This is a genomic window from Mesorhizobium sp. M0751, assembly GCF_040320265.1.
Lineage (GTDB): Bacteria > Pseudomonadota > Alphaproteobacteria > Rhizobiales > Rhizobiaceae > Mesorhizobium.
The window spans coordinates 215,078-231,215 of the sequence record NZ_JAMYPH010000001.1; the positions used below are offsets into that span (position 1 = coordinate 215,078).

Annotated in this window: 15 protein-coding genes and 1 pseudogene; 3 read left to right on the forward strand and 13 right to left on the reverse strand. The window is 62.9% G+C overall.

The window, feature by feature from the left end:
* Nucleotides 1-634 precede the first annotated feature (634 nt).
* Complete coding sequence (locus tag NKI19_RS00965) at nucleotides 635-1,072, forward strand: hypothetical protein (protein ID WP_352488885.1); 438 nt, start codon at nucleotides 635-637, stop codon at nucleotides 1,070-1,072.
* A 681-nt stretch (nucleotides 1,073-1,753) separates the two neighbouring features.
* Here NKI19_RS00965 and NKI19_RS00970 read toward each other — a convergent pair.
* The 13 genes and pseudogenes from NKI19_RS00970 to NKI19_RS01030 all read right to left on the reverse strand — a co-directional run.
* A pseudogene (locus NKI19_RS00970) lies at nucleotides 1,754-2,071 on the reverse strand (ATP-binding cassette domain-containing protein); the annotation flags it as partial.
* Between the two features lie 7 nt (nucleotides 2,072-2,078).
* Nucleotides 2,079-3,098, reverse strand: a complete 1,020-nt coding sequence (locus NKI19_RS00975) for an ROK family protein (RefSeq protein ID WP_352488886.1) — start codon at nucleotides 3,096-3,098, stop codon at nucleotides 2,079-2,081.
* Nucleotides 3,098-3,820 (reverse strand): ribulose-phosphate 3-epimerase, encoded by a 723-nt coding sequence (locus tag NKI19_RS00980; protein WP_352488887.1) that lies wholly within the window; start codon nucleotides 3,818-3,820, stop codon nucleotides 3,098-3,100. The genes NKI19_RS00975 and NKI19_RS00980 overlap by 1 nt, the downstream gene beginning before the upstream one ends.
* A complete protein-coding gene (locus NKI19_RS00985) occupies nucleotides 3,817-4,653 on the reverse strand; it encodes an alpha/beta hydrolase (protein WP_352488888.1) in 837 nt (278 codons plus the stop codon). The genes NKI19_RS00980 and NKI19_RS00985 overlap by 4 nt, the downstream gene beginning before the upstream one ends.
* Complete coding sequence (locus tag NKI19_RS00990) at nucleotides 4,650-5,468, reverse strand: sugar phosphate isomerase/epimerase family protein (RefSeq protein ID WP_352488889.1); 819 nt, start codon at nucleotides 5,466-5,468, stop codon at nucleotides 4,650-4,652. Before NKI19_RS00990 ends, NKI19_RS00985 begins: the two co-directional genes overlap by 4 nt.
* Complete coding sequence (locus NKI19_RS00995; protein WP_352488890.1) at nucleotides 5,468-6,544, reverse strand: Gfo/Idh/MocA family protein; 1,077 nt, start codon at nucleotides 6,542-6,544, stop codon at nucleotides 5,468-5,470. The genes NKI19_RS00990 and NKI19_RS00995 overlap by 1 nt, the downstream gene beginning before the upstream one ends.
* Before the next feature lie 4 nt (nucleotides 6,545-6,548).
* Nucleotides 6,549-7,370 (reverse strand): sugar phosphate isomerase/epimerase family protein, encoded by an 822-nt coding sequence (locus NKI19_RS01000; protein ID WP_352488891.1) that lies wholly within the window; start codon nucleotides 7,368-7,370, stop codon nucleotides 6,549-6,551.
* A gap of 186 nt (nucleotides 7,371-7,556) precedes the next feature.
* A complete protein-coding gene (locus NKI19_RS01005; protein ID WP_023797144.1) occupies nucleotides 7,557-8,399 on the reverse strand; it encodes a carbohydrate ABC transporter permease in 843 nt (280 codons plus the stop codon).
* Nucleotides 8,400-8,404: 5 nt separating this feature from the next.
* Nucleotides 8,405-9,304 (reverse strand): carbohydrate ABC transporter permease, encoded by a 900-nt coding sequence (locus NKI19_RS01010; RefSeq protein ID WP_352488892.1) that lies wholly within the window; start codon nucleotides 9,302-9,304, stop codon nucleotides 8,405-8,407.
* Between the two features lie 136 nt (nucleotides 9,305-9,440).
* Entirely contained in the window at nucleotides 9,441-10,685 is a 1,245-nt protein-coding gene (locus tag NKI19_RS01015) for an ABC transporter substrate-binding protein (RefSeq protein WP_352488893.1), read from the reverse strand.
* 123 nt (nucleotides 10,686-10,808) lie between these two features.
* Nucleotides 10,809-11,954: an ABC transporter ATP-binding protein gene (locus tag NKI19_RS01020; protein WP_352564967.1), complete on the reverse strand. Its 1,146-nt coding sequence runs from the start codon at nucleotides 11,952-11,954 to the stop codon at nucleotides 10,809-10,811.
* Nucleotides 11,955-12,043: 89 nt separating this feature from the next.
* Nucleotides 12,044-12,994, reverse strand: a complete 951-nt coding sequence (locus NKI19_RS01025; protein WP_352564969.1) for a PfkB family carbohydrate kinase — start codon at nucleotides 12,992-12,994, stop codon at nucleotides 12,044-12,046.
* A gap of 3 nt (nucleotides 12,995-12,997) precedes the next feature.
* Complete coding sequence (locus NKI19_RS01030; RefSeq protein WP_352488896.1) at nucleotides 12,998-13,798, reverse strand: beta/alpha barrel domain-containing protein; 801 nt, start codon at nucleotides 13,796-13,798, stop codon at nucleotides 12,998-13,000.
* A 162-nt stretch (nucleotides 13,799-13,960) separates the two neighbouring features.
* On the opposite strand from NKI19_RS01030, the gene NKI19_RS01035 reads away from it, so the two are divergent.
* Both NKI19_RS01035 and NKI19_RS01040 read left to right on the forward strand, forming a co-directional pair.
* Nucleotides 13,961-14,722, forward strand: a complete 762-nt coding sequence (locus NKI19_RS01035; RefSeq protein WP_352565166.1) for a DeoR/GlpR family DNA-binding transcription regulator — start codon at nucleotides 13,961-13,963, stop codon at nucleotides 14,720-14,722.
* A gap of 267 nt (nucleotides 14,723-14,989) precedes the next feature.
* Nucleotides 14,990-16,138, forward strand: a complete 1,149-nt coding sequence (locus tag NKI19_RS01040) for a Gfo/Idh/MocA family protein (protein WP_352488897.1) — start codon at nucleotides 14,990-14,992, stop codon at nucleotides 16,136-16,138.

Sequence of the window (16,138 nt, forward strand, 5' to 3'; positions counted from 1 at the left end):
AAGATCAGGATAACGCGCGCCGCATCGATCACACAGGCGCTGGATGGCATCGCCGATCTTTTGACATCCATGCCGCAACGCTACTCGTCGAGCACGCCTGCAGCCGCCGGTCGCAGCCGCTGGCGATCATGCCGGCGCGGTCGTATCGCGCGCTTCTCAAAGACCCCTTATCCAGCCTACTGTGTGCCTGCCAGACGGCAAATGGGTCGCTCATGCGGCCAAAGGCTCAAGGAATTCGCCCAGTGGCCAACATGTAGCGGGCAGGAGGTAACGATGGATCCCAAGGACAGGCGCCTCTGGTACGGCGTGGTCGTGATTGCGTATGCGGCTAGTTGGTTTGGCGGCACACCGATACCAGCGCCGCAGCAGTGAGAGCGATCGTCATCTCCAGCACAGACTCTGCCCGTCGATCACCTCGATCGGCACGGACTCCAGACCGACATCGTCGAACAGCCGCGCATTTGACCGCGTTCGCCAAATTAATGGCCGGATCTTTGCGAAGCCTCCGCATTTTCGTGGGGGGAAGCCCTCCCAGCATCATCGTGATTGGACTTCACGATCGGTCGGAGTCACGCTGGCCGCAGGTATAAGAAGGATATGGGTGGGCCAACTATCGTCCGAATAGGAGGCTAAAATGAAGCACCAGACGCTTGAGCAACTGCAGATCGTCGCCGAGATCGATCAGGACTACCTGCGCCAGGCCATGTCGCGCAGCAAACGTCTTGAACGCTGGGCGGAGCTCCTTGAACGGAACCCTGACCGGCGACTCTCGACGCTACACCAGACCGAGTATCAGCCGGTTAGATCACGCGGGGCCATGCGCGGCGACGGCTCGCCGATCTCAGTCGCTTTCGAGGATCCTGTCCTCCGCGCCGCCGGGTTGGAAAACGACAACTACGGCGAAGCGAAGCGGTTCTTCGAACTGACCGACAGGCAATTGCATGAGATCATCTGCTATTGTCATTTCGGCGCGACGGTGAGCGCCGCAACGGCCGCCCGTCACATCCGTGCGGCGATTGCCGGGAGACAGCCCGGCATGTTCGCTCGGATGCGTGAGGCGTTCGTCGGATAAAGCCGGAGCCGTTTCGCAGCATCATTTTTGAAGCGGCTCGCATGGAAAGCCGCCGCCGTAGTGCAGGCAAGCGCTCCCCACGCGGGGGAGGCTGCGTTGCATGAGGGGGTGCGGCTTTCCGCAGGAGCACGCCGACCTGCATCTTTTCCATCCGAACCGGAAAGATCCCAATGCTGCCAGTACATCCGTGGTCAGCGCGGTGGTTCAAAGGCTCGAACAGAGCGACATGCGCGCCGGATATGCACTGTCGTCCGCAGCACCATGACAATGATGTCTGCATGCTTGGCTCACCCATTCGGCGTCGGCTATTTGCGCGGAACCTCCCACGCATGGTGAATGGCGGGCGCGCTCCAGCAGCACGATCTTATCCGCTGATCCAAGGTTTCCGGGAAGCTGCGCGCATCGCTGATCAATGGTGCGGTTTCCATTCCGACGCGCTCTCGGCAGGGAGCGGACGAGGCGAGCGCCCTCCATTCGCCGGTTTTGGCGCACGGGCGACATCCGGAATGACGTTGCAATGCGTAGCGACCGTGACGCGAATGTTGCGGCAGAGGCAGTGTTCGCGGCGATTCATTCGCCCAACAGTTGGTCGCCGACGAACGTTGCCGTAGTTGACTTAACTGCGGTCGAGCCTCGGCCCGATAGCTTGTGTGTCCGGCTGCGAGACCCGCCGCAGATAGCCTGTTTGTCCAGTGCCGGCACCCCAGCGATCTTCGGTGCGAAGCCCATATTTTCGGCCACGCTCATACGCGGATAGGGCGCATAGGACTGGAACACCATGGCCAACCCGCGCGCGGACGGGTCGATGCCATTGGCGCGCACGCCGTCGATCATGAGGTCGCCTGCGCTGATCCTCTCCAGCCCGGCGATCATGCGCGGCAGCGTGGACTTGCCACTGCCGGACGGACCGACGAAGACGATGAATTCGCGGTCCTCGACGTCGAGGTCGATGCCCTTGATGATCTCGGCGGCTCCATAGAATTTGCGCGCACCGCGCAGCTTGAGCTCAGCCTTGGCTTACCTCCCTGGCCCCGTTTTTCGGCTCGTCGTCCTGCACCATCGCCAGCGCCGTGCCAGGTTCGCCCTCCCACAAGATCAGGCTCGCCGCGCCGACCAGGCCCGCCCGATCGCCGAGCTCGGCCGGCACGATTGGCACGTCGCGATAGGCTTGCATTGCGCGCTCCTCGACGGTCGCCCGGATCGTCGGCGCCAGGAGATCGAAGCCGTTGGAAAGGCCGCCGCCCATCACGATCAGGTCGGGCGAATAGAGATGCAGGAGGTTGGTGAAGCCGATGCCGAGCCACTTGGCTTCCGCCTCGACCAGTTGGCGAGCCGCCACATCACCCGTCCGCGCGGCATCCACGACATGCCGCGCCGAGACATCGCCATTGTTCGAAAGGCGCCTGAGCAGCGAGCCGTCGCTCGGCGCGGTCAGTTGTGTCGCCCGCCGTCCAAGCGCGGTGCCGGAGGCGACCGCCTCGAAGCAGCCGACGGTACCGCAGAAGCAGCGGTCCCCTTCGCCGGTGATGGTCATGTGGCCGATCTCGGCCGCCAGCCCGCGCCTGCCGTGATAGATGTGACCGTCAGCGACGACGCCGCCGCCAATGCCGGTCGACACGGTGACGAACACCAGCGATCCGGTGCCGCGGCCGGCTCCGAAGCGCCATTCGCCGAGGGCTGCCGCATTGGCGTCGTTCTCCAGTCGCACCGGCAGGCCGAACTGCCGGCTGAGGATGTCGATCAGCGGCACATTGTGCCAGCCGGCCAGGGTCGGCGGCCCGATGACGATGCCCGCCTTGGGATCGAGCGGCCCCGGCGCGCACATGCCGATGCCGACCACCTTTGCCCGCGGATACTCCGCCAGCAGGGTGCCTGCCAGCGCAATGATCTGGCCGATCACCGCCTCCGATCCAGCGCCTGCCATCGTCGGTGCCGAAACCCGGGCGATGACATCACCGCTGCATTCGACGAGCGCGCCGCGCAGCTCCGTGCCGCCGAGATCGAAGGCAAGCGCAAGCGTGCTCATCAGGCGGCGACCTTCAGTCCGTGCAGCCAGGCCATGCGCTGCGCGAGGTCGGGATCGCCGAAGGCAAGCGAGCCCAGCACAACCGTCTCGGCGCCGGCGGCGCGCAGCAGCGGCACTGTCTCGTGGCGGATGCCGCCATCGGCGGCAAGCACGATGTCGGCCTCACGGCCGGCCTTCCGCATCAGCGCGCGGGCCTCGATCAGGCGCGGACAGGCCTGGTCGGACAGGCGCTGCCCTTTGACGCCGATGGAGGTGCCGAGCAACGTCACGAACGCCACTTCAGGCAGGAAAGGCGTGACGACGCTGAGAGGCGTTTCCAGCCTGAGCACCACGCCGGCTTCGGCGCCAAGCTCATGCGCCAGCCGCACGGCGCGAAGCCCCGCTTCACCATTCTCGGCATGCACGCTGATCAGGTCAGCGCCGGCCGCGATGAACTGCCGCGTCTGCTCCTCGACGATCTCTGCCTCGACCATCAGATGCACATGGATAGGCTTCGTCGTCAGCTTGGCGATGCGAGCCACCAGGTCGGGGAAGAACAGGAAGCCCGGCGTGAAGCGGGCATCGGCAACGTCGATATGGTGGAGGTCGACATGAGCGTCGATGCGCTTCAGGTCGCGCTCCATATTGGCGAGGTCGGCCGACCACAGCGAGAACTCGCCGATCAGCCGGTTGCGAGGCAAGGCGGCTATTGCCGAGGGGCCGGACAGGGGTTTGGTGGTCATGACGGAATGAGGCTCCGGAAGTTGGCATGGGCGTGAAGGAAGGCCGTGACCTGCGCGTGCAGCTCGGCGAAATGCCTGGAGCTGTCGAGCGCTTTGGGCGCGATATCGGCAAAGGCGGCGCTGGGAATGGCGGCCGCCAGCGTATAGGCGGAGGACAGCGGATGCACGGCATCCATGGCGTTGCCGATGACCAAAGTCGGAATATCGAGAGACTCGGCATCCCTTGCCGAGACGCCCGGTCCGTCGGCGGCGATGTCAGCGAGCACTTGCGCGAACGTCATGGCGTCCGGCCGGTCGAAATAGCCCAGCAGCGAAGCGAGATTGTCGGGCGCCTCGCGATAGAGGCGTACGGCGGTCTCGGACTGCGCGAAAAGCGCCCGCGCTTTGTCCGGGCCGTGATCCAGCATGAGGCCGGCGACTTCCGCGATCGGCCGCATGTTCGCCGGTGCCTTGCCAAACGTCCAGGCCGGGCGCACCAGCACGAGGCCGGCGACGCGATCGCGATGGCGGCAGGCGAGGCGCAGCGCGATTCCCGCGCCCATCGACACGCCGCCGGCAACGAAGCGCTCGAGGCCGGCCTGGTCGGCGGCGGCGAGCACATCGTCGGCGAACATCTGGAAGGAGAACGGCCGATGCTTGCCGAGTGCCGAGCCGCCATGCCCGCGGCATTCGAGCGTGACGCGCCGCAAGCCGGTGCCGGCCGGGAAGGACTGGGCGACCTGCGCCTCGCCGCCGCCAAGACCATGCTGGAAGACGACCGTCAGCCCGTCGCCCGCGTCGGAAACCCGTAGCGTGCCACCATCGCGGAGCAAGGTCGTCGGGCGCTTCGTCACAGGAGCCCTTTCAGAAAGCGGGCGACGCCGGGCGCCTCTTCGGCCGAAAGCCCATGCGTCACCAACGGACCGTCGAAGCCTGTCGCCTTGAGCCGTGCGATGAAATCGGCGAAGTCGACCACGCCTTGCCCGGCGGTGGCGAAGCAGCCGTGGGCAAAACGGTCCTTGGCGTGCGCCATGGCGACATGGCCGGCCGTGGTTTCGATGGCGGCGGCGACGATGGCGCGGGCCTGCGAGGCATCCGCCTGCTCGAACAGGTTCGCCGGATCGAGGACGATGCGCAGCCGCTTCGAACCCATTTCGGCGATCAACTGCATCGCGTCCTGCGCCGACGTCACGATGTTGGCCTGTTCCGGCTCGATGCCGAGATCGACGCCGTGGCGATCGGCGAGTTGCAATGCCTTTTCCATTTCGCTCGCCATGTCGGCCCAGGCCGAGGGATCGGCATTGTCGGGATGATGCGCCCACTGGTCATCGCGGTTGCGCGTTCCCGTGCACAGCGTGACGAGCGGCATGGAAAGCTTGGCGGCGGCCTCGATCACCACCTTCAGCCGGCGCAAGCCATCGTCGCGCACGGCGTTGTGCGGATGCGCCATGTTGTAGGTGCCTGACAGTGCCACCAGCGCGACACCGGAGGCATCAGACGCGGCTGCAATGGCACGGATGACATCGTCCGGGACCGCGTCCGGCGTCGACGGCAGCCCGGCGCAGGCGAGGTTGAACTGGGTGACGGCAAATCCCGCGTCGCGCACCGCGGCCAGCACGCCGGCTGGCTCGCTGCCAGGAAAAGTCTTGGCGAACACCCCGATCTGCATCAGACCGCTCCCGCCACAGTGGCGATCTCGACGCGTTCGCCGTTTTCGACCGAGCGGGCGATCGCCACCATGGCGCGGATCGAGGCAAGGCCGTCATCGACGTTGGCGCCGCGCATCGGTTCGCCGTCGAGCACCGTCTCGGCGAGGCCCTCGAGCTGGCGCCGGAAGAAATGGCCGTCGGCGCCAAGCGGCTTGCGCGACGTCGCATCCTTCTCGTGGAAGATGTCGACCTCGCTGGCGCGGAAATACCAGGGATTGAAGGTCTTCGCGATCACCGAGCCGTTTTCGCCGTAGAGCTGGAAACCCTCGTGCCAGTCCATGCGCACGGCAACCGTGAGGTCGAGATGGCCGAGCGCGCCATTGGCGAACTCGGTCTCGACGAACCAGCAATAGGCGCCGAATTTTTCGTTGAGGCGGGCACGCACAGCGGTGATCTCGCCGCACAGGAAGCGCGCCGTGTCGACGAGATGCGAGCCATGCGCCAGCATGAAATACTGCCTGAGATCGGCCTTCGGATTTCCGGCCGGCTTCCTCGCCAGCTTGCTGGTGACGGGCAGAGGTTGGATCGCGTCGGTGTTGGTGTAGCGATGGGTGGAATCGCAATACCAGGCCTTCAGCGCCAGGATGTCGCCCATCTCGTCGCGGACGAAATCGCGCGCCGCTTCCAGCGCCGGGTCGAAGCGCTTCATGTGCCCGACCTGCAGCACCTTGCCGGAACGCCTGACCGCATCGGCAAGCTTCTGGCCTTCCTCGACCGAGACGCCGATCGGCTTTTCGCAGAGAACGTGCTTGCCAGCCTCGAGCGCCTTGATCGACATCGGCACGTGATAGGCATCGGAGGTGGCGACGATCACCGCCTCGAGTTCAGGGTCGGCCAGCATTTCATCAAAGTCGCCATACATCTTCTGCGGCTCATAAGTGGCGCCCATGCGTGCCAGCAGATCGGGCGCGGCATCGCAGATCGCATAGAGATCGGCATTGCTGGCCTTCACGCAGGATTCCAGATGCGCGAATTGCGCGATCGGCCCGCAGCCAAGCACACCGACACGAAGACGACGGTCTTTCTTGCGGATCATTGTCTCAGGCCCCGTAGCCGCGCATGGTCTGGCGGTTGGTCTTGACCGCTCCGGCCGGATCGGCGGCGGCGGTTTCGGATTCCTCCTCCAGCACCAGCCAGCCGTTGAAGTTGGGCGCCGCGCTAGCGATCTCGATCACTTTCGCCGTGTCGCAGACACCCTTGCCGAGCATCGCCCAGGTGCCGCTCGCATCGACATCCTTCAGGTGCACGTAGCGGATGCGATCGCGATAGGTGGTCAGCGTGTCGGCCATGTCCTTGTGGCCGCGCAAAATGTGGCCGGTGTCCGGTACCCAGCCGACCAGCGAGGCATCGAGCAGCCCGAAGATGCGGTCGTAATCGGCGCGATCGTAGAGCAGCGTGTTGTGGTGCGAGCTCGGATGCACCGCGACCTGGACGCCGGCCTTGCTGCCGAGTTCACCAGCCTTGTTGTAGACCTCGGCCGCAATGGCGAACTTGTCGCAGCGCGGACCGTCCGACACGACGGTGGCCGAGCCCATGGAGACCAGCGCGCCCGGAAAGGCGGCGGCAAAATCGATCCAGCGCCTGGCGGTCTCGACATCGGCGCCGATCTTCTCCTTGAGTGTGAAGCCGCTATTCGAACCGAAGGCGAAGGAGACGAGCGTCAGGCCGGATGTCTTCAGCGCCGTCGCGAACTGCGCCGGTTTGCCGGCATAGCGGCCGATCATCGTGTCGGTGATCTCGATGCCGGCATAGCCGCCATCGGCGATCGCTTTGAGCAGGTCGTCGGGGCCGCCGGCAAAACAGTCTCCGAGCATTTCCCAGGTGAAGGTCTGGCAGCCGACTTTGAGGTCTTTCACGTTCATCCTTTCATTCCTTGATTCCACCTGCGTAGGCCCTTTCGATGATGTGGCGCCGGAAGAACGGCACCAGCACGATCAGCGACGCTACGACGCCTGAGGCCGCGGCGATATCACCTGCCAGCAGAGAAGGTCCAATCCATCGATTGCGGTGCGCGGCCTACTCCATCAGTTCTCCGTGGGAGGGACATCCTACTTGACCGAGCCCGCGGTCATACCGGCGAGAAAGAACCTCTGGGCAACGAGGTAGATGAGCAAGAGCGGTAGCGAGCCGAGCACGCTCATCGCCATCATCTGGTTCCATTCGAAGGCGTGCTGCCCCATCAACAGCTGGATACCGATCGGGACGGTGCGCATGGACGTTGACTTCGTCAGCGTCAGCGCAAAGAGAAATTCGTTCCAGCACAACAGAAAGGTGTAGACCGACGTCGCCACGATACCAGGCAGTGAAATCGGGACGATCACCCGCCAGAGTGCGGTCCAGCTGGTGCCGCCGTCGACAGCCACCGCTTCATCGAGATCGCGGGGCAAGGTGTTCAGATATCCCGTCATCAGCAGGATCGCGTAGGGCAGCGTAAACACCAGGTAAGTCAGGATCAGTGCGACGTAGGTGTCGAAGATGCCATACGAGACGACAAGCCCGAAGAAGGGGATCAAAAGCGTGATCGGCGGGATCGTCTGCGTGCTGATGATGAGTGTGTTGAGGCTGCCCTTACCGCGGAAATTGAAACGGCTGAACCCATAGGCCGCCAGCAAGGCGATCAGCACCGTCAGCACCGTCACCGCTCCGGCCACGAAGTAGCTGTTGAAGAAGAAGCGCAGCTTTACCGGGTCGCCAAGGATGGCCGCATACGCTTCCAGCGTGAAGGCCTTCGGCAGGACGGTTGGTGGCAGGGCAAAGATTTCGGTATTCGACTTGAACGAGCTGCTCAGCATCCAGTAGATCGGGAAGGCCGCGAAAAAGAGCCCTGCGGCAAGCGCGACATGGAGCGCGACGGTGATCAGCCTGTCTTTCGGCGTGTGCCTTTTCCTCATGGTGACTACCGAGCCTTTTGATAGCGGATGTAGAACAGCGTCAGGCCGAGAGAGATCAGCAGGATGACCACGGCGCTTGCCGACGCCTGCGACAGGTTGTAGCTCGAAAACGCCAGCTTGTACGTGTAGGTGCTGAGGACCTCGGTCGAGTAGATCGGACCGCCGCCCGTCGTTATCCAGATCAATGGAAAGACCTGCATGGTCCAGATGAAGTCGAGCAGCGAGATGCTGATGATGATCGGCATCAGCTGCGGGATCGTGATGAAGATCAGCTTCTGGTAGGCCTTCGCCCCGTCGATATCGGCGGCCTCGTAGAAATCCTTGGGAATGCCCTGCAAGCCTGCGAGCAGGCTGACCATGAAAAGCGGGTAGCCCGCCCAGATATTGGCGAAGGTGACGGCGTGCAGCGCGGTCTCGGGCGAGGAAAACCACTCGACCTTGGAACCGATGATGCCCATCTGCATGAGAACGCTGTTCACGACACCGTTCGGCTCGAGCAAGAGGCGCCAGATCACGGCGATAATCACCGCGGTGAACAGCCAAGGCAGTATGTAGAGCACGCGCAGGATATTGCGCAGCGTCGGATTGATGCGGTCGCTGTTCAGCATGAGCGCGAAGATCATGCCGATGGTCATGTGGAAGACGACACTCATACATGTGAAGTAGAGTGTGTGCCACAGCGAAGCCCAGAACACTGGATCGTTAAAGATCGCCTGGTAGTGTTTCAGTCCGGCAAAGGATGGGTCGCGACGCAGCACTGCGCTGTTCTGGAACGAATAGCCAATCACCGTCACCATCGGCAGCAGCATCAGCAGGCCGATTATGAGGAGCGAGGGCGACAGGTAGAGATAGGGTGCGACCGCTCGTTTCAGTCTATGGTGGCGGGAGCGCTTCTGCCGGGTCATACGCCAACCTTGGGATACGCCTTCAAGAGAAGGGGCTTCGGAAACAGGTCCGTCTCACATTGCCGATCCGTTGTTGCCGGAGGCCTGCCCGAAGTCAGGCCCCCAGTCGAAGATCGAAAACGAAGAAACAGGCCGATCAGAATTTCGCCGTCCAGCCCTTTTGAGCGTTGGCTGCGGCTTGTTCCGGAGACTGCTCGCCGGCGAGCATCTTCTGGGCTTCCACGTCGAACTGGGTCATCAGGTCTTCCGCCACCGGCAGGCCCGTGAACTCATTGGCAAGATAACCGGTCTTGAAGATTTCGAAAGCCTTGCCGAAAGCTTTGTCGGAGGTCACGAAATCGGGCTTGGCGTTGACGTTGCCCGGGAAGGCGTTGGCCAGCGACACCAGTTTGGCGTTCACCTTTTCACTCATCAGATATTGGACGAGCTTCCAGGCTTCCTCCTGATGTTTGGAGGCCGCAGAGATGCCGATGCCCCAGGACGCGTAGGGAAGGCCGCGCTTGCCGTTGTAGTTCTCCACGACCGGGACCGGGATGAGATCGAAGTTCAGTTTGGGATTGCGTTTGCGGATGAGGTTCACATGCGCAAGCGAGTCGATCATCATTCCGACCCGATCGTTGACGAATTCCTCGACCTTTTCCTGCTCGGTCTTGGTGGCAATGCCGGGCGAGATGACGCCGGCGTCGTTCAGCGATTTGACGAAGGTGAGCATATCCACCACCGGCTTGCCCTCGAGAGCCGGCTTGCCGTCAGCCATCATCGATTGACCCGATGCCCAGACCCACGACATCATGTCGTTCTGGACACCGGACGGCGTTTGCAGCGACAGGGGTAGCACCCAGCCATACTGGTTCTTGTCGGCATGCGTCATCTTCTTGGCGGCTTCGAGAAACTCCGCGCGGGTCGACGGCAGCTTGGTCACGCCTGCCTGGGCGGCGAGGTCCAAATTCACGAAGACCGGATAGACGAACGAAGCCACGGGAAACATCACCGCCTTGCCGTCCACCTTGATGATATCCGCGACCTGGCTCTTGTCGAAGCCGCTCGCATCCATCATCGGGTTCATGTCGGCCAGCGCATTCTGCGCGTTCAAATTGTTCACCCAGGCGCCGTCGAGACCAACGACGTCGCTAAGCGTTCCGGTTGCAGCACCAACCGAGATCTGGTCTCGCGTGGTCGCATAGGGGCCGCTGACCAGCGTCACCTTGATTCCGGGGTTTGCAGCCTCGAAGTCATTCATGATCGCCCTGAGCGAGCCGGCCGGCAATTCGGGCTCCCACCATTGGGTGAATTCCAGCGTCGTATCCGCCATGGCGCCGGTTGCGCCAAGCAACCATGCGGCCGCGGCTATTTTCAGCATCGCGGGTTGTATCCGAAACATCACTTTCTCCTCCTTCTTCAAAATCGACCGCACAATGCGGCCGATCGTCTGGTTTATTTAGAAGTCTTCTTGCGAGTATCTTTCGCAGGCGCCTCACTCTCGCCTGCGGTCTGCTGCAGATATTCAGATCGCCAGATGCGTCTCGGGATCGAAGAAATGGAACTTGGCATCATCCACGGCCAACCCGATTTCCGAGCCGGAGTGCACGGCGCTGATCGGCTCGAATCTCGCCACCGCGTTCGATGCCAGGCCAAAATCGTCCACCGCGTCCGGATCGCCGGAATCCACCCGGACCGCGTCGATGTTCAGGTGAACGATATGTTCAGAGCCGAGTTCTTCGATCGAAGTCACCTTTGCGGGTATCGTCTGATACTTGCGACCGGATTCGAGGCTGCTGTCATAAAGATCCTCCGGTCGTATGCCGAACACGACCTTGCGCCCCGCATACGACCTCAAGCCCGGCCTGCGCACGAAGGCTGCATCCTGCAGCCGGATGGCGAAGGTGCCGGACATCAGTTCGTCGCCGGTCAGGGTCGCCTCGAAAAGGTTCATCGAAGGAGAGCCGATGAAGCCGGCAACGAAGGCGTTCACCGGCGATTCATAGAGCCTCTTGGGTGTGTCGACCTGCTGCAGCACGCCGCCTTTCAACACCGCGACCCTGTCCCCCATCGTCATCGCTTCGGTCTGGTCGTGGGTCACGTATATGGTCGTGACGCCGAGTTGCTTTTGCAGACGGGTGATTTCGGCGCGCATTTGCACGCGCAGTTTCGCGTCCAGATTGGAAAGGGGTTCGTCCATGAGAAAGGCGGCCGGCTCGCGCACCATAGCGCGGCCCATGGCAACCCGTTGACGCTGTCCGCCCGAAAGGTTCGCGGGTTTGCTGTCCAGCAAAGACGTCAGCTGAAGGGTTTTGGCGATCTCGTCCACGCGCTTCTTGCGCTCGGCCTTCGGCTTGCCTGCCAGCCGCATCGAAAAGGCGATGTTTTCGAACACCGTCATATGTGGGTAGAGCGCGTAGCTCTGGAAGACCATCGCTATGTCGCGGTCCTTGGGCGGCATGTCGACGACGTCGACTCCGCCGATCCGAAGACTGCCGCTGGTGATGTCCTCCAATCCCGCGATCATTCGCAATGCGGTGGATTTGCCGCAGCCGGACGGCCCGACGAGAATCAAGAACTCGCCGTTCTCGACCGATAGGTTCAATTGGTCGATCGCGCGAAAATTGTTCCCGTAGGTTTTGCAGATACTCTCAAGAATGACTTCTGCCATCTTCCTCCCTCCACAAGTATAAGCCGCTGATTTTATAATTGTTCTCGGCTTATGTTCACCTCCGAAATATTTCCTCCGACAGCTTCAGGCTATGTTCCAGTATCGACATGCGCACTTTTCAGTTCGACTGCTGACGGCGCGTTGGTCGATGCCAGGAGTTCCGTGACCTGGTCGTCAGTCGGAAGCGCCTCGCGCCCGCCACGCCCGGTTATCGAAAGGGCCGCCGCCGCGGCCGCGAATGCCACCCGGCCTGCGGCGTCGGCTCCGCGCGTCAACGCAAGGGCATAGGCGCCATGAAAGCAGTCACCCGCGCCGGTCGAGTCGACGACCACAACCCGGTGCGGGGGCAAGTGCCAGAGACCTGTCTCTTCACGCCCGCGATAGTACACGCCCCTCCCACCATCGGTCAGAACCACGGCGGATCGCGACGGCAACCATAATGCCTCGAGCATCTCGGCGGGCGATCGGCACCCCGTGGCAGTCCGCGCAAAGCCGAGTGGAAGAATGAGATGGTCGCAGAGCGCGATCAGCCGCTCCGTGGCGGGGCCGCCGCTCCATTCGATATCGCCGAGGATCGCAAGGCCGAGATCGCGAGCCCGAGCCACGACATCCAGCGACCGGATCGCGTAGCTATCGACGATCAAGACGGTCGCGCGGCTGAGGATATCGTCCGGAAAGTCGGGAGCGGTGCCCAGCATCGCATCGTCGTCATACGCGATGAACCGTTCCCCGTCCGAGCCGACGGTGATCCGTGAGCGCACCGGGCGCGCGTCGGGATGGCGCGGCGCGAATGCGGTTTCAACACCGCTCGCAACGAGATCGCGCAGCACGGCGTCGTCCGCGGCACTGCCCAGCCATCCGACGAACCCGGCGGTTCCGCCGAGCCGCACGACTGCGGCCAGCGCCGTCGCGATATTTCCCCCAAAAGCGCGGGCATTTTGCAGGACCTTCCCCTTGCCCGCCGACAACGGCTGATCGACATAGACGATGTCGTCGATCGCAATAGCGCCGAAGCCGAGGATCGAGGGGACGGCGGGCATCGTTCAGGCACCCGCCTTCGCCAGGGCGTCTTGCGCCGAAAGGCCGTCATGGATGACGCCGCGAAAGGCAAGCGCTGCCTTCTCCGGATCGCCATGCCCCCAGAGATTGCGGCCCACCACGGCACCGCGTGCGCCGGCACGGATGGCGTCCGCCGTCTGCTGAAGCGCGCCGAGCAGCGTATCGGTCTTCGGACCACCCGCGATCACAACCGGCACCGGGCAAGTCCGGACGGTCTCTCGGAACGACTCGAAATCGCCCGTGTAGCCGATCTTGATCACGTCGACGCCGGACTCGTAGCCGATGCGCGCCGCATAGGCGATCTCGTCGGGGGTGAAGACGATTTTTGCTCCGTCAGTGAAATCGCGTGGGTAGATATGCGCCACCACAGGCATGCCGTAGCGCGCCGCCGCATTTACCGAATCGGTGAGCCAGCGTATGTATTTGCCCTCGGTCGCGCCGCGCACCGGAATGGCCACGGCCAACGCATCGGCCCCGGCGCGCACCGCATCCTCGGGCGTTGCGATCAATTCGCTGATGCGATCGTCCGGAGTGAAGCAGCCCGCCTGAATCACCAGGGAAGCCTTGCCCGCATATTGCGGCCACAGATGGCGCGCGGTGCCAGGCTGGATGCTGACGTAGTCGGGTCTGCCCGCCATGACGCGTGCAAGCGCACCCGGCAGGTCGGCAAGGCCGCCTTTGCGCACGTCGCCATAGCCGACGAAGTGGTCGACCGCGCCGCCAAAAAGCTTCCCCGATGGATGCGAGAAGAGGCGCGCAAGACGCACCTTGGTTCCTAGGCTCATGAGTGCAAAATTCCCCAATCGTTTGATTTCAAAATCCTGGATCCAGTGTTTCCGAAAGAAACAAGAAAAACAATCTTTCGAAAGCTTTCGAATTCGCGTATTTTTGGTAAGGTGAGCCGCGGCCAGAGCGGTTGCTTGACGCAGGGAGGCAAGGGCAGGGCAATGTTGTCGGAGCAGAGACGCCAATCGATCTTGGGCGAGGTGCAACGCAGCGGACAGGTTCGCACGAAGGACCTGTCAGACGGGTTCGGCGTGTCGGAAGTCACGGTGCGCTCCGACCTCGAGATACTGGACCGAAAGGGACTACTGACCAAGACCCGTGGAGGGGCGGTGACCCGTACCACCGATTCGACTACGGCCGCGTTCGCCCGGCGGATGCAAACGAACCTCGACGCAAAGAAGCGCATCGCCCGGGCGGCGGTAGACCTGTTCGAGGACAACCAATCGGTCATCTTCGACGGCGGCTCGACATTGATGCAGCTTGCCATGCAGTTACCGCCGCTCAGCAATGTCGTGGTCGCGGCCACGGCCATGAATATCGTGCAGCATCTTATGCATCGTCCCGGGCTCGACGTTCATATGATCGGCGGCCGGGTCTATCCCGACACGGTGAGCACACTGATCACCGATGCCGATACGGCTCTCGGCGGCTTGGTAGCGCATCAGGTCTTTGTTGGAGCGCATGCGATAGACTCGTCACTGGATGTGGTCGACGTGAACGAAGACATGGCGCGAACGAAGCGAAACCTCGTTCGCATGGCGCGGCGCGTTGTCCTCCTTGCCGATTCGAGCAAATGGGGCGTCAGCGGGACCTCCAAGGCATTTTCGCTGTCGGCCGTCGATGTGGTGATCACCGACGATGGCCTGCCCGGTCCAATACGCAGCCAGCTTGATAGGACCAGGGTCAAGGTGATCTATGCCTGAACCCGTCTCGGTCCCTGGCCGCGACGGAAAGATCCAGTGCGCGCATGAGCCACGGGATTCGCATCGGCCGTTGGCCGGTTTTCATGTCAGTCATGTTCTCCTCCTCAAGGCTGGCGGCCTCCAATGCTGCGCCAGCGTTTTCACATGCTCTATAAGAATTTTACGCGCGTCAAGATTTAAAATGTTGTATAGCGGCTTTCGACTATGAACCGTTGCTGACGCAAGGGTGCAGCCAGGCCATGACCGCGTTGGGAGGTACGATCTGAAATGCACGGAAAATCAAAGACAAAGCTCGGCATCGGCGTCATCGGATGCGGCAACATCTCGATGACCTATTTGCGCAATGCGGCTCTGTTCGGCGGGGTAGAGCTCAGCGCCTGCTCCGACATTTCGGCCGATATGGCTGCGCTGCGCGCCAGGGAGTATGGCATCCGCGCACTCGGCGTCGACGCGCTGCTGGCCGACCAGGACATCGACCTTGTTCTCAATTTGACGATACCGGCGGCGCATTTCGACATTTCGCTTTCGGCGCTTTCGGCGGGAAAGCACGTCTTTACCGAAAAGCCTCTGGCGACGTCGGCCGCCGACGGCCGCCGGCTGGTCGAAGAGGCGAGGGCGCGCGGGTTGCAGCTCGGCTCGGCTCCCGACACCTTCCTCGGCGCTGCCGGACGGCAGGCGCGCCGGCTGATGGACGAGGGTGCGATCGGCCGGGCTGTGACCGGCACCGCCTTCATGATGGGGCGCGGCATGGAGCACTGGCATCCCAATCCGCAATTCTACTATCAGCCCGGCGGCGGCCCGGTCTTCGACATGGGCCCTTACTACCTGACGATGCTGGTCAACCTGCTCGGCCCGGTCGAGCGCGTCATGGCGATGGCGACGCGCGGCCAGGAGGAGCGGCTGATATCAGCCGAAGGTCCTTACAAGAACACCAGCTTCAAGGTCGGCACGGCGACCAACATCCTGTCGCTGCTGGAGTTCCGCTCCGGCGCCACCGTCACCTTCGGCGCCTCCTGGGACGTGTTCAAGCACTCCAACCATCCGATCGAACTGCACGGCACCGAAGGCTCGCTGCGATTGCCCGATCCCGACACATTCGGCGGCACAGTCTCGCTCTCGGCGCGCGGCGACGACTGGGCCGATTTCGCCAGCGAGGCCGAACTCTACGGTGTGCGCAACTGGCCCTATGCCGCACCCGACCGCGCCAACTACCGCATGCTAGGCGTCGCCGATCTTGCGCGGGCGCTGGCCGATGGGCGCAAGCCCCGCGCCTCCGGCGATCTGGCGCTGCATGTTCTGGAGATCATGGAGGCGATCCTCGCTTCGGGCGAAAGCCGCGGCTCAATTGCCGTCAATGGGACCGTCGACCAGCCGCCGCTGCTCGAAGAGGACGAGGCGGCAGGTCTGCTTGCCTGA